Annotated in this window: 12 protein-coding genes; 6 read left to right on the forward strand and 6 right to left on the reverse strand. The window is 34.7% G+C overall.

The features are described 5' to 3' along the window. The first annotated feature begins 108 nt into the window (after positions 1-108). Complete coding sequence (locus tag CEY12_RS02070) at positions 109-477, forward strand: hypothetical protein (RefSeq protein WP_089026112.1); 369 nt, start codon at positions 109-111, stop codon at positions 475-477. Between the two features lie 139 nt (positions 478-616). On the opposite strand, the gene CEY12_RS02075 is transcribed toward CEY12_RS02070, so the two are convergent. From CEY12_RS02075 to CEY12_RS02095, 5 genes are all read right to left on the reverse strand, one after another. Then, a complete protein-coding gene (locus CEY12_RS02075; protein ID WP_027375263.1) occupies positions 617-865 on the reverse strand; it encodes a DUF6952 family protein in 249 nt (82 codons plus the stop codon). Between the two features lie 2 nt (positions 866-867). Beyond that, complete coding sequence (locus CEY12_RS02080) at positions 868-1,173, reverse strand: thioredoxin family protein (RefSeq protein ID WP_034758304.1); 306 nt, start codon at positions 1,171-1,173, stop codon at positions 868-870. Between the two features lie 61 nt (positions 1,174-1,234). Then, positions 1,235-1,867 carry a peroxiredoxin gene (locus CEY12_RS02085; RefSeq protein WP_089026113.1) on the reverse strand — a complete coding sequence of 211 codons (633 nt, stop codon included), beginning with the start codon at positions 1,865-1,867 and terminating at the stop codon, positions 1,235-1,237. 147 nt (positions 1,868-2,014) lie between these two features. Next, positions 2,015-4,954: a M16 family metallopeptidase gene (locus CEY12_RS02090; RefSeq protein WP_089026114.1), complete on the reverse strand. Its 2,940-nt coding sequence runs from the start codon at positions 4,952-4,954 to the stop codon at positions 2,015-2,017. An 8-nt stretch (positions 4,955-4,962) separates the two neighbouring features. Continuing rightward, complete coding sequence (locus tag CEY12_RS02095) at positions 4,963-6,156, reverse strand: pyridoxal phosphate-dependent aminotransferase (protein ID WP_089026115.1); 1,194 nt, start codon at positions 6,154-6,156, stop codon at positions 4,963-4,965. A gap of 119 nt (positions 6,157-6,275) precedes the next feature. On the opposite strand from CEY12_RS02095, the gene CEY12_RS02100 reads away from it, so the two are divergent. The 5 genes from CEY12_RS02100 (at position 6,276) to CEY12_RS02120 (ending at position 12,046) form a co-directional block, all read left to right on the forward strand. Then, positions 6,276-7,613, forward strand: a complete 1,338-nt coding sequence (locus CEY12_RS02100; RefSeq protein ID WP_089026116.1) for a M28 family metallopeptidase — start codon at positions 6,276-6,278, stop codon at positions 7,611-7,613. Positions 7,614-7,710: 97 nt separating this feature from the next. Continuing rightward, positions 7,711-8,346, forward strand: coding sequence for a 16S rRNA (guanine(527)-N(7))-methyltransferase RsmG (rsmG, locus tag CEY12_RS02105; RefSeq protein ID WP_089026117.1), 636 nt, complete (start codon positions 7,711-7,713; stop codon positions 8,344-8,346). A gap of 62 nt (positions 8,347-8,408) precedes the next feature. After that, the gene (locus CEY12_RS02110; protein ID WP_089026118.1) at positions 8,409-8,813 is read left to right on the forward strand and encodes a hypothetical protein; all 405 of its coding nucleotides are present in this window, start codon (positions 8,409-8,411) and stop codon (positions 8,811-8,813) included. Positions 8,814-8,815: 2 nt separating this feature from the next. Next, complete coding sequence (locus CEY12_RS22550) at positions 8,816-9,334, forward strand: DUF922 domain-containing protein (RefSeq protein ID WP_228409772.1); 519 nt, start codon at positions 8,816-8,818, stop codon at positions 9,332-9,334. A 12-nt stretch (positions 9,335-9,346) separates the two neighbouring features. Beyond that, positions 9,347-12,046 (forward strand): PD-(D/E)XK nuclease family protein, encoded by a 2,700-nt coding sequence (locus CEY12_RS02120; RefSeq protein WP_089026119.1) that lies wholly within the window; start codon positions 9,347-9,349, stop codon positions 12,044-12,046. A gap of 112 nt (positions 12,047-12,158) precedes the next feature. Here the strand turns inward: CEY12_RS02120 and CEY12_RS02125 are convergent, their stop codons facing one another. Beyond that, positions 12,159-14,108: a T9SS type A sorting domain-containing protein gene (locus CEY12_RS02125; protein ID WP_089026120.1), complete on the reverse strand. Its 1,950-nt coding sequence runs from the start codon at positions 14,106-14,108 to the stop codon at positions 12,159-12,161. Positions 14,109-14,166: the final 58 nt, after the last annotated feature.

The following is a 14,166-nucleotide window of genomic DNA, read 5'->3' on the forward strand; positions in this document are numbered from 1 at the left end:
ATAACAATAGTTTATAAAATAAATGATCCCGGTGAACTTTCATCAGGATTTTTAATTTGCATTTAATTTTTTGTAATTTGGAAAACACCTTAATACAAAAACTTAATTATGGAGACCAAATTTGAAGGCGGAATCAATATTGCCATAAAAATTCCAAAAAACAAATACGATCAAACGGTATCTTTTTACAAAGAGATTCTCAAGCTGGAAGTCGAGGAAAGGCCAATTACTAATCCAACTGTATCAAGAACACATGAAGTAAAGTTTGGAGGTAATACTGTTTGGCTGGACTGTGTGGATAATTATACCCATTCTGAGACGTGGTTGGAATTAAATGTACCTGATGTGGAGGCAGCAACCTCTTACCTGAAAAATAACAATGTGGAAACCTGTGATGAATTTGAAAAGATCCCGGATAATATGCATTGGATCACAGACCCTGCAGGGACGGTATTTATCGTTAAACAGAAAGATTAACAACTAGATGAATACTGAAATACCACTTAAACTAAAAAAATCCTGATGTAGTAAACATCGGGATTTTTAGTATTTAAACATCAGATAATTTAATCTTTAAATACTTGAATCTTTAAATCTTTAAATCTTTAAATAAATATTACTTATCTATAGACCCTAAAACCTTTTGTGCAAAAGAATTTAAAGCATCTTTTTCACTCATGCCATTTTGAACATTGGCATGAACTTCTAATGCTCCGCAGATATTAGTAATTAATTCTCCTGCTACATTTAAATCTTCTTCACTTGTTCCTCTGAATTCACTGAAGCTTTCAAGAACTTCTAGTGTTTTTTCAAGATTTTCAGGAGTTTGATTCTGATAAAATTGTCTGATTACGGGTAACTTCATGATTATAATTCGTTAAATAGGTTAATTAAACTTTCTGCCTGATTAGACTGAACCTGATTTACCAATTCACCATTTTTGAAGATTGCAAAAGTAGGTAGGTTATCCACTTTAGCTAATTTTCTGCTTTCCGGTAATTTTTCAGCATCTACATATAAGAATGGGATTGCATCATTTTCAGAAGCCAGTTTTTTGAACTTAGGTTTCATAATTCTGCAGTTTCCACACCATGTAGCGCCATATTGAACGACTACTTTTTCATTGTCATTTACGATATTCTGTAATGTATCTTCTGTTAACTCTGTATACATAATTGTTGTGATTTTTAATTAAAAAAATAGGGTCTGAAAAATTCAAACCCCATTGTTATTTTTAGTTTTTAGCTAAATATTCAGCGGTTGAATTTCTGTCAGCTTTCATAGCTTCTTTACCTTCTTCCCAGTTTGCAGGGCAAACTTCTCCATGCTTCTGAACGTGAGTATAAGCGTCAATTAATCTTAAATATTCTTTAACGTTTCTTCCAAGAGGCATGTCGTTTACAGACTCATGGAAAATTTTTCCAGTTTCGTCAATCAGATAAGTTGCTCTGTATGTTACGTTAGAACCTGTATAGCTTTCATTTCCTTCCTCATCATAGTCGAAATCCTGATCTACAATTCCTAAAATATTTGCTAATTGTCTGTGAGTATCAGCTAAAAGTGGGTAAGTTACTCCTTCAATCCCTCCGTTATCTTTTGCTGTGTTCAACCATGCAAAGTGTACTTCATTTGTATCACATGAAGCTCCGATTACTTTAGTGTTTCTTTTTTCGAATTCACCTAAAGCATCCTGAAAAGCGTGAAGCTCTGTAGGGCATACAAAAGTGAAATCTTTTGGATACCAGAATAAGATTACTTTCTCTTGGTTTTTAGTGGTTTGTTCAAAGATGTTGATTCTTAAATCATCACCCATTTCAGACATCGCATCGATTGTTAGATTCGGGAATTTTTTTCCTACTAAAGACATAATTTTCTGTTTTTATATTAAATTTTCTAGTGCAAATATATGAATGATTTATCTATCAAACAAACGTATTTCGATAAATAAAATCTATAATTGTTTTTAGAGGGCTGTAAAGAAAAAAGCTCTATTTAAAGAGCTTTTTAGTTGTTTTTAGTAACCGAATATTTCGTTTAGGTTGAGTTTTTTAACTTCTCCTAATTTCTTCATATCGGCCTCATTTACTTTATCTTGATTAGCCACCAGACAGTACGTGAAGCTTTTACCTTTCATTTCTTTGTTGTGGAAATTGTTGATATCTGTAAAAGCTAATTTTGGCGCCTGTTCGTAAACATTCTTTCTGATATCAGTTGTATTACCAAGCTTTTGAGCTCTTAAATACGTGAAAATGATACCATCCTGAGTAATTCTTTCTGAAGCAATAGATTTTTTCAATCCACTTTTAGCCGTTTCAAATAATTGTTGAGACTGTGGCAGGGTGGTAAGGAGTTCATTCATTGCAGCAGTGGACTCATTGAATTTATCCGCCTGGGTTCCAACATACGCTGTAATGATATCTTTATCTTCTTTTTTGTTTGGAAGAGAAAAATAGGAGTATGTTGAATACGCTAAAGCTTTAGACTCTCTGATCGTTTGGAATACAATAGAACCCATTCCTCCTCCGAAGTAGTTGTTGAATAAACTGACCGTCGGGGTGATTGTCGGGTTGTACGCTTCTCCATTTCTTACCCAGAAAACTTCAGCCTGAACCATGTCGTAATGAGCAAATAGTACTTTGTTTTTATCTGTGGCAATCTGCGCGAATGTTTTGGACTTCGGCATCTCTTTTAATGCAGCAGGAAGTTTGTGAATTGGAGTTAAAGATGCAATTGCTTCACTTCCTGATTTTGGCCCGTAATAAAGTACTTTATGCTTGAAATTAAATAGGTCGTGAAGTATTTTGATCAGATCTTCAGCCTTTAAAGCATCAAGCTCTGCATCACTTAATACATTATTGAATGGGTTTTGAGCTCCATATTGTGCATAGCTTCTTAAACCAGCCATTATAGTCCCTTTATTCTGTTTTGCGTTGGCTCTGGCTTTTTTCAGTCTTACTTTGTAAGAATCTAAGGCAGCTTGATCAGCCTCACAGTTTTTAATAAGATCTTCGAATAAAGCAGCTGTTTTATCGAAGTTTTCATTTAAACCTTCAAGGGTAACATAGGTTTCCTCATTACCTGCACCTACACTAAAGCTTGATGCTAATTTATAAAACTCTTTGCTGATCGCTTCAGATGATTTATCCTTTGTTCCCAGGTACTGAAGATATTCAGCGGCTAAAGGAAGCATTTTGTTGTTCCATTTTCCTGAGTCAAAATGATAATAAAGTCTAAATAGTTCATTATCTGTGTTTTTTACAGAAAGAACATCTACACCTCCTAGTTTGTTCTTGGCAATATCTTTATCAAAATTCAGCCAAACCGGAGCAATAGCGGATTCAGGCATCTCGTTGATCTTTTTTACAAAAGCAGATTGGTCATCTCTGTTTACAGAAACAGGGGTAATTGTTGGTTTGTCAACTTTTACAATATTTTTATCTTCTCCTTTTCTTTTGTAGATCGCAACATAATTATTATCCTGAAGATACTTTGAGGCAAACTCCATGATATCTTTCTTGGTAAGCTTGGAAATCTCTTCTACATATTCCAGAGCAGCCTTGTGGTCGACTTCAGAAGTAAATTCATCCATCAAAGTGCTTGCGCGGGAAGAATACTTTTCATTATTCTGGATAATATTTTTTCTTTCATTGTTAACAATTGACTGAATAAGGTCATCAGAGAATTCCCCTTTTCTCAGCTTGTCAATTTCCTGAAGCAATAGTGCTTTAACCTGATCTAAAGACTGTCCCTCTGTAGGATTTCCCTGTAAAAAAAGAACAGAATAATCTTTTAAAACATATGGGAAGGCATAAGCTCCCAATAGTTTTTGTTTTTTTACCAGATCAAGGTCAATAATTCCTGCCTGTCCGTTAGTCAGCATACTTCCCACTAAATTAAGGAGTCTCGCATCTCTTGTTGTAGCACCCGGAAACCTGAAGCCTATGGTTATATTTTCAGGATTGGGCCCAAATACTTCTTTTGTAATAGGAGAGGTGATTGGTTTTTCTTGTCCAATATTATAAGCCGGAATTGCTTTAGGCTTCATATAAGAGAAGTCCTTATCGATTTTAGCAATCATTTCATCAGGATTAAAATCTCCTGACATAATGATCCCCATATTGTTGGGAACGTAATAATTGTTGAAGTACTCTCTGATTGCATTTAAAGAAGGATTCTTCAAATGTTCGACCGTACCGATCGTGGTTTGTTTTCCGTAATTGTTATTAGGGAATATGGCAGCAAACATAGCTTCATACACCTTTCGGGAATCATTATCTAGTCCTCTGTTTTTTTCTTCATATACTGCTTCCAGTTCTGTGTGGAAAAGTCTTAAAACAGGCTGTCTGAATCTTTCTGCCTGAACTGCCAGAAACTTATCTGTCACGTTGGATGGGATGTCCTCTGTGTATACAGTTTGTTCAAAAGAGGTGAAAGCATTGGTGCCATCAGCTCCCATTCCAGACATCATTTTATCGTATTCGTTAGCAATAGCATATTTTGCCGCTTCACCGGATACTTTGTCTATTTCTTTGTAGATCTCTTTTCTTTTGGATTCGTCTTTGGTTTGATTGTATTTCTCATACAATGCATCGATTTGATCCAATAAAGGTTTCTCCTTTGCCCAGTCTTTAGATCCGAATTGATCGGTGCCTTTAAAAAGCATATGCTCCAGGTAATGCGCAAGACCTGTATGGTCTGCAGGATCAGTTTTGCTTCCTGCTTTGGTTGCTATATAAGTCTGGATTCTAGGGTCTTTTTTTGTTGGGCTTAAAATAACGGTTAAACCATTTTTTAATGTATAGTACCTTGCTGCAGTAGGGTCATTAGTTACATATTTGTATGCGTAACCATTAGAAGTCGCTTCTTTCCACTGAAAGTCCTGTGCCTGAACATAGCCACAAAAACTTGCTGCAGCAATGCTTGTTGTAATAGTAATTTTTTTTAAGAAATTCATTTATGCTATTATTTAAATTTTTCAAGTAATTCTTTAATTCTTCTCATCGCTTCCCGTAAATCATCTTCTGATGCTGCATATGAAAATCTGATGCATTCAGGACTTCCAAATGATACACCCCCTACACATCCAACGTGGGCATTTTCTAAAATGAACATGGCAAAATCATCAGCATCTTTAATTTCTGTTCCATTCAGGGTTTTACCGATATAATGGGAAATATCCGGAAAGAAATAGAACGCAGCTTTTGGTAAAAGGACTTTAAAGCCTGGGATGTCAGTTATTAAGTCATAAACAAGATCTCTTCTTTTTTTGAAAGCATCGATCATGTATTTGTATTCTGAAGGATCTGTTTTTAGAGCTGTAATAGATGCTCTTTGGGCAACTGTGTTGGCGCCGCTGGTCATTTGTCCCTGAACCTTTTCACAAGCTTTTGCTAACCACTCCGGACATGCAGAATATCCAATTCTCCAACCTGTCATAGCAAACGCTTTAGACATTCCATTGATCACGGCAGTTTGCTCATATATTTCAGGAAACTGTGCAATAGAAGCTGTTTTAGTTTCGTAATTGATAAATTCATAGATCTCATCAGAGATTACTGTAACATGAGGATATTTAGCAATGACCTGAGCTAAAGATTTTAATTCGTCATAGGTGTAATATCCACCTGAAGGGTTGCAAGGTGAGCTGAATAAAACCGCTTTGGTCTTACTGGTAATTGCTTCCTCTAGCTGTTCAGCAGTAATTTTGAAATCGGTAATGTATGAAGTAGGGACCATTACAGAGTTTCCACCCATCATTTTTACCATTTCATCATAACTTACCCAATAAGGGGTAGGAAGGATAACCTCGTCACCGTCATTGATGATAGCAGCTAAGACATTTAGAATAGCTTGCTTTGCTCCGTTGGAAACACAAATTTGTGTCGGCTTATATTCAATATTATTATCTCTCTTTAATTTGTAAGCAATAGCTTCGCGAAGTTCCAGAAAACCCGGAACAGGAGAGTAGTGACTATAATTTTGATTAATGGCATCGAATGCTGCCTGTTTTATATTGTCGGGAACATCGAAATCCGGTTCGCCGAGAGTTAAACTTATAACGTCTATTCCGTTGGCTTTCATTTCTCTAGCCTTATTAGACATTACGAAAGTTTGTGAGTAACCTAATCTTTTTACTCTATCTGAAAGTTTGTCCATGTAATATTTTTGTATTGTAACAAAAATAAATAATAAAACTTAATTTTAAATATAATATAAAATAAAAAAGGTTCTCAAACGGGAGGTTTTGTATATTTAAATCAATTTAGTTTAGTCTTATGAAATATTCTATTATTCTGTTGTTGATTCCCTTCATTGGCTTTTCACAAATACACAAAAAAGATGACGAAATAAAAAAATATGTTTCTGAAGTCAGCTCAGATTCGTTAAAAAGCTATATCAATACACTTGTCGGTTTTAATACCAGGCATACTTTAAGTGTTGTAAATGAACCTGATAAAGGGATAGGGGCAGCGAGGACATGGGTTCTTGATAAATTCAAAGAATATGCAAAAAATGCAGGAGGAAGAATGGAGGTTTATTTACAGGAGCAGGAAATTCAGCCTGATGGAAAGCGGGTAGATCAGGTTACAAGTCTTGGAAACCCTCTTGCTTTTCTGAAAGGTACTGATCCCAATGATAAAAGGATCTTTCTTATTTCAGGGCATCTTGATTCGCGGGTTACTGATGTGATGGATCGGAAGTCCTTTGCTCCCGGAGCAAATGATGATGGTAGTGGAGTGAGTGCGGTGATTGAGTCTGCAAGAATTTTGAGCAGATCTGCTTTTCCGGCTTCTGTTATTTTTGTTGCTTTTTCAGGGGAAGAACAGTCATTGCTTGGTTCCAAATCGCTCGCAGAAAAGGCAAAAAAGGAAAATATGCAGATAGAAGCTGTTTTAAATAATGATATGATTGGTAATGCCAGGTCCGGGGAGACTAATGAAATAAATAACAATACTTTGCGGGTATTTAGTGAAGGCCTACCTTATGCGGAACTGGATAAAAAGGCTTTAGGGATCAGGAATTTGGGTTTGGAAAATGATGGGGAATCAAGGCAGTTGGCGAGATACATCAAAGAGATTGCTGAAAAATACGTTAAGAACCTGAATGTGAAAATAATTTATAGAAATGACAGGTTCCTTCGTGGTGGTGACCATTCCAGTTTTGTCAATTATGGGTTTCCGTCTGTCAGGCTTACCGAGTATTATGAAAACTATGATCACCAGCATCAGGATGTAAAAGTGAAAAATAATAAACAATACGGAGATCTGCCGGAGTTTATTGATTATAAATATCTTGAGAAAAATGTTTCAGCAAATGTTGCAGTACTGGCAAGTCTTGCTAAGTCAACATCAAAGCCAGAACGTGTGGAAATTGAAGTAAAAGAACTTACCAATTCAACGACGTTACATTGGGAAAAGCCAAAATCAGGAAAACCGGTAGGATATAATGTATTGGTTAGGGAAACTGACAGCTCGGTCTGGCAAAAAAAGATATTTACAACGGAGCTTTCTCTGAAGATTCCGCTTTCTAAGGATAACTATATTTTTGCGGTGCAAACAGTTGATCAAGCCGGAAACTTAAGCGTAGCTGTTATTCCTGTTATTGCTAAATGATCCACTCGCTGGGGAAGTCTGAATTAAAGTTTTTATTTGGGACTTAATTTGAATACCATGTGAAATAAACTTATTTTTGCAAATTATAATAATTCTTATGTCTATATCGTTACTATTAAAATACTTTCCAGATCTTACAGAGAAGCAGATACAGCAGTTTACTCAGTTAGAAAATCTTTATATGGAATGGAATGAAAAGATCAATGTTATTTCCAGAAAAGATATGGAGTCTTTGTACGAAAAACATATCCTTCATTCAATGGGAATTGCTAAAGTAATGGAATTTTCTTCTGGAACCCGCGTATTAGATATCGGAACCGGAGGTGGATTTCCAGGGATTCCTTTGGCTATATTATTTCCGGAGTCGCAATTTACTTTAATTGATTCTATTGGAAAAAAGATCAGTGTCGTTAATGCCGTAGCAGAGGGGGTAGGCTTAACGAACGTTACAGCAATTCATGGAAGAGCTGAAAAATTAAAAGAAAAATTTCATTTTGTGGTCAGCAGAGCTGTTACCCAGATGCCGGAGTTTTTAAGATGGTTAAAAGGTAAATTTGAAAAAGAGCAGTTTAATACTAAACATAACGGAGTTTTATATTTAAAAGGTGGAGACTTGGCTGAAGAATTAGGAGGTCTTAAATGTGAAATTTATAATCTTAAGAATTATTTTGAGGAAGAGTTTTTTGATACTAAAAAAGTGGTTTATTTATCAAAAGGGAATTTTAACTCTTAATTTATTGTAATAAAGGAATAATTTTTGCTAAATAATTGTTAATAATCAAAATATATTATGCCATGAAAAGACTTTTAAATATTGGGTTTTCAGCAATAATTCTGGGAGTTATAGCGACTTCTTGTCACGATGATGATTATGAATCAATACAATCTATTGATAAAATAAAAATAGATAGTGTAAAGATTGCTAAGGATACAATGGAAATTTTTGATATTCAGCATATTAAAACTTATTCTTCTTATGTGTCACAATGTGAAGGTTTTTATGGTTATGATTATATACATAATGATAATCTGACCAGAACAGTTACTGCCTATAAATTTCGTACCGACGCCAGTTGTGGACAGTCTACCCACCAGGGAATGAATCAGATCAATTTTAATCCGCAACAAACCGGAACCTATACTTTTAAATTCTGGACCGGGACCAATACATGGATTACCAAAACAATTGTAGTAAGATAATAATGAAATGGAGTATTGTATTTCTTTTGATTTCCGTTCAGGTATTTAGCCAGAAGATCATATGGAGTGATCAGCAGAAATTGGAATGGTCAAATTTTAAAAGCAAAGTTAAAACGATGCGCAATCCGGATGTTGTTGCTTATACGCATTGCGGATGGGAATACTCTTCTACTGTTTCAAGCGATCCATCGGTTCCTGTTAAAATTAAAATAACAACGATTTTTAGAGAAGACAAATCGTGGAAAGATCCAAAAAGAATAAATGATTATGCTTTACTCCATGAGCAAAAACATTTTGATATCGCAGAAATATACGCCAGAAAACTTCGTAAAGAAGTAATGGAACATATCAAAACGTCCAGCGACTATAATAAAAATTTCAAAATAATCTATAACCGGATTTTAAACGAATACAAAGATTTTCAGATTGCTTATGACAGAGATACGCAAAATGGAATGAACAAAGAAAAACAAGCTCAATATAATGCTTCAATAGCCGAAGCATTGGAAACCACAAAATAGCTCTGAAAGGCCTTGAAATTCCTCAATAAAATTATTCACGAACTCTTAGCTCAAAATACAGATTTATCAGTATTTAATATCGTTATTCCGGGTAAAAGGCCTATTGTTTTTATCAGGCAAATTCTTGAGGAAAATAACTATTCCGGATTTCTTCCCAACTTTTTTACGATTGAGGAACTTATTGATACCATTGCAGATAAGCAGCCCATTCAAGGGATTTCCCTTTGGCTTTTTGCATTTGATGTTTATAAAAGCCTCAATCTGATTCCCAATGATAATTTTTCAGATTTTCTTAAATGGTTTCCGACCCTGCAAAAGGACTGGGATGATATTTTAAAATTTTCTGAAAGTGATGAAGTGGTTTTGCAATATATGTTCGATGAGGAAAGAATTAAGGATTGGGCTCAAAATTTAGGGGAAGATGATGATGTGCCAAGAAAGAAATTTCTTAATTTCTGGAGAAACATGAATGTGTTCCTTCCTGCTTTAAAGAAAAAATTGAAGGAAAGAAATTGGGCAACTTCAGGGATGATTCATGAGGTAGCTAAAGCAAAGATCAATGATTTTGCAAAAACGACCTCCGGGCAATTTGTTTTTTGTGGATTTAATGCATTCACACCTGTCGAGGAAAAATTGGTAAGAAGTCTTTTACAATGGGATAAGGGACAGTGTTTCTTTCAGGCAGACCATTATTATTTTGATGATGAAAGACAGGAGGCAGGGAAATTTCTGAGAAATCATAAATTATGGAAAGAATTTAACGATAGCAGAGCTTTTCAATGGATTGAGGATGATTTCAATCAACGTAAGAATATAAAAGTATACGAAGTTTCCGGCAATGTAACACAAACTAAAATATTACCGGAAATTTTTAATGAAATCGATAATAAAACTTATTCTAATACGGCATTGGTTTTATTGGATGAAAATTTACTTCCAGCAAGTCTGGATGTAATGCATGGTATTGATCATCTGAATATTACCATGGGATTTCCATTGAAAAATTTATCTTTTTCCAATGCCGTAAAACAGCTGTTTTATTTACAAAAACAACTGGAAAAAAATAAATCTTCGTACTATTACCGTGATCTCTTTCCGATTCTTGAAGAATTACCAAAATCCGCTGAAGATGAAAAGATTATTAACCTTTTTAAAGCCAGGGTCGAAGAACGGAATATTGTTTATATATCCCAGAAGTTATTGCGGGAGCTTTTAAGTGAGCTTTCCTACTTTCATTTGCTTCAGAAAGCAGATTCTACGGGAAGGTATCTTGACATGCTTATCACATTTTGTCAGGAGATCAAATGGTTGGAAATAGATGATATTCAATATGAAAATGTCTCTCATTTTGAAAATGCATTCAGGGTCATTAAAAATCAGGTGACTCCATATGATTTTGAGATCAAAATGGAAACCCTTGAAATTCTTATTAATCAGCATATTAATTCAGAGAGTATTGACTTTCAGGGTGAACCGTTGAGAGGTTTGCAGATTATGGGGCTTTTGGAAACCCGACTTTTGAATTTTGAAAATGTAATCTTACTTTCTGTAAATGAAGGAAAGCTTCCCTTAGGAAATTCCCAGAATACTTATATTCCATTTGATATCAGGAAGTTCTTTGATCTTCATACTTTTTTGGAAAATGATAGTATTTATGCTTATCACTTTTACAGATTAATTCAGGATTCTCAAAATGTACATTTGTTATTTAATGCATTAAGTTCGGGAGTAAACAGTGGAGAGAAGAGTAGGTTTATCACCCAGATTGAAATGGAGAGTTCACATGATATTGAGCATTTGATTATTGAGAATTCTTCCGAGCCAATTTCTACCCAACCTATAGAAATTTTTAAAACCAAAATTGTACAGGAAAGACTTGAAAAATGGAAGGAGAAAGTATCCGCTTCTCATTTGACGAGCTACTTATATAATCCGATAGATTTTTACCTTTCAAAGATCTTAAACACATCTGAGACGGATGAAATTGAAGAAGAATTATCTGTTAAAAATTATGGAAATCTGGTCCATTATTCACTTCAAGAAGTGTATGAGGTTTTAAAAGGTAAAGTATTAAAAGAAAATGATTTAATAAATTCAATTAAAGCAATAGATCAATATATTGATGTGGCTATTGAAAAGCTGAAACATCAACCCGAATTCTATGAAAAAGGGATGAATTTTATTCATAAGGCGATCGCGAAAAAAGTGATTGAAAATATATTACATCATGATCTTGGACTTGTAAAAGCGGGTAATAAATTAGAGATTATTGCAATTGAAAGAAGGTTTGAGAATATAGATTTTTATCTGGATGAGACGACAAAAGATAAGGTCTCTTTCTTTGGTTTTATTGACCGCATAGACCGGTTGAACGGTACGGTAAGAATTATTGATTACAAGACCGCCAAAATTAAAAATCTGATCGTTAAAATTGATGCCGATAATGAAGAGGCATATTTCCATAATAGTGACCGAAAACAGGCTCTTCAATTGTGTATTTACCAATATGTAATTCAAAGTCTTCCTGAGTTCTGGGGATTTCCTGTTGAAACCGGAATATGGAGTTTTGCTGAAGCGAAAAAAGGAGTTGTTTCTTTACAGTTTGAAAAAGGAGGGATTGATGATGCAATGAGATCGGTTCGAAGTCTTATTCTGGAGATTCTAAATCCGGAAATAAATTTTATTGAAAATATTAAGTCTTTTACCCATTAAAAAAGGCACTAGCTTTGAAATTTCGATTTTATGTCTTGATCATTAAAAAAGCCACCTTAGTGATAAGGCAGCTTTAAAAAATCAATATAATTTGATATGAAGAAAGTTTGCGTTATAATTTTACTTTTTTATTAATTGTTTTTCCGTCGCTCATAACTCCCTGAACTACATAAACTCCTGCTTCTAAAGCCTTTGATTCGAAATTGGAATTATTTACCTCTTGATTTTGGATTAATGCGCCGGAAATAGAGTAGATACTGACATTTTTGAGACCGCCTGCTGCCTTCACTATAATCTGATTATTTCTGGAGAATATATTGATATTGTTTTCTAAACTATTGCTAATCATATTTTTATTAAACTGGAGGTTATAAAATTCCGTAATGATTTCAAATGTATAGTTTTGCGGATCAAGGCCGGCTAAATTGATTCCTCCCTCATTTATATATTCTTTTTGGGAAATGGTTTTTATAAGATTTTTGTTATCATCAAATATATTGACAGCCATCAGTTCTTCCTGACTGACTTTTAAACGGAGTATACTGTTATTCTCCGAACTTACAGCTTCGTTCTCTGCAATAGATGTCGGGGTATTCTTGATATAGGGAATTTGCTTATTTTCATGGTTTTGGGATACTTTCAATAAATAAACACCATCCTTTAAGGAGCTTAAATTATTACTTGCTACAGATTTAGCTACAGCATCGGATTTATTGAAATCTTTTATCTCCAATACTTCCATAGAACCTAAATTAGGCTTTATCTGAGATGAATAAAGGCTGTTGAGCTTTGGCTGATCATCACCAGCAGATTGTTTTGAGGTTAATATAGCCCATTCATTCAATAAGCCACCACTACGAAGGGTATTGAATTTAGCATTGGAAGCTAATACAAATGGAAGTATGCCACCAACATGACCTAAGGGCCCCCAGTAAAAGGACTGGAGCTTATATTTATCTACATCCCACCACGAATAATATCCTCTTTGTACTTCAATGGTTTTAGATGTATTTTCAGGATGGATCGCCAGGTCTACAGAAGAATGACCTAATGTCATAGGGGTTTTATTGTACCAATCATATACATCGCTTGCTTTTAAACAAAGTCTTAATTTATTATTATTGTTATTAGTCACATCATTGGTGAAATTACTGGTAAATAGTTTTCTCCAGATAACCGGACCCCATAATAATCCGCCATTGTCCTGAAGAACATGATAATTGTATTTATCAAGATATTCAGCAGAAATAACTTCTGAAATACTGTTATTATAAGTTTTATAACCAATATTGTTACACGTATTGATAACATTGGCGAGAAAAGAAGTAAATGGGTAAAACTCTTTATCCAAGACGCCTTTTTGCAGAGTAACCCCTGAGAAGTCATAAGGACCATCACCCATATAGGCATATTTGAATTTCAATTGAGTGGGGTTGGATATATTTAATTTTTTCAAAGTCGACATGGCTGCATGGGCCCCCTGAGAATAGCCTGTAAGAAAATATTCATCGTAACGTTTGATCCCTAGTTGGGCTAGTACTTTATTTGCAGCGGTAACAAAATCAATTGTTGCACCAGCTTCTGTAGGATAGTGTACATAAGGGTGAACACCCTCTCCATCGCCCATTCCTACGTAGTCAGGAGCCATTAAGATATAACCATTTAATGCATAAGACAATTCAACGACAAATCCGGCATAAAGAACGCCTTTCAGATTAGATGGAACATTGCTGCGGCTGTCAGTGGTTCCGTGATCGGATACGACTGTGGAAAGTTTGTAGTTAACATTGGGATACATAATGAGGCCGGTAGCTTTTACCAGGGCATTATTTTCATTTTTTGTATAGTATGTTATTTTGTAAGCTTTTAAACCTACATTAAACCCATTAAGATAACTTGTAAAATCGGGTGCATCCTGCTCTCCAAGATTATTAGCAATAAAATCAATGACTCCTTGCGGAGTTAAATCAAGCTTCTGCTCTACATGTACAACATCACCAGCTTGCTGGGAGAAGTATAAAGGTGCGGCAAGACCAATTAATAAAAGAGTAATTTTTTTCATAATGGTAATTTTTGGTGAGGTTAATATAGAATTTTTTAAAATTAATCTCATCTTATTG

The organism is Chryseobacterium sp. T16E-39, assembly GCF_002216065.1.
Taxonomy (GTDB): domain Bacteria; phylum Bacteroidota; class Bacteroidia; order Flavobacteriales; family Weeksellaceae; genus Chryseobacterium.

Coding starts and splice junctions, on each gene's coding strand:
- CEY12_RS02125 (WP_089026120.1), bottom strand. CDS start 14,108: ATGAAAAAAATTACTCTTTTATTAATTGGTCTTGCCGCACCTTTATAC.
- CEY12_RS02110 (WP_089026118.1), top strand. CDS start 8,409: ATGAAAAGACTTTTAAATATTGGGTTTTCAGCAATAATTCTGGGAGTT.
- CEY12_RS02095 (WP_089026115.1), bottom strand. CDS start 6,156: ATGGACAAACTTTCAGATAGAGTAAAAAGATTAGGTTACTCACAAACT.
- CEY12_RS02100 (WP_089026116.1), top strand. CDS start 6,276: ATGAAATATTCTATTATTCTGTTGTTGATTCCCTTCATTGGCTTTTCA.
- CEY12_RS02070 (WP_089026112.1), top strand. CDS start 109: ATGGAGACCAAATTTGAAGGCGGAATCAATATTGCCATAAAAATTCCA.
- CEY12_RS22550 (WP_228409772.1), top strand. CDS start 8,816: ATGAAATGGAGTATTGTATTTCTTTTGATTTCCGTTCAGGTATTTAGC.
- CEY12_RS02075 (WP_027375263.1), bottom strand. CDS start 865: ATGAAGTTACCCGTAATCAGACAATTTTATCAGAATCAAACTCCTGAA.
- CEY12_RS02080 (WP_034758304.1), bottom strand. CDS start 1,173: ATGTATACAGAGTTAACAGAAGATACATTACAGAATATCGTAAATGAC.
- CEY12_RS02090 (WP_089026114.1), bottom strand. CDS start 4,954: ATGAATTTCTTAAAAAAAATTACTATTACAACAAGCATTGCTGCAGCA.
- rsmG (WP_089026117.1), top strand. CDS start 7,711: ATGTCTATATCGTTACTATTAAAATACTTTCCAGATCTTACAGAGAAG.
- CEY12_RS02085 (WP_089026113.1), bottom strand. CDS start 1,867: ATGTCTTTAGTAGGAAAAAAATTCCCGAATCTAACAATCGATGCGATG.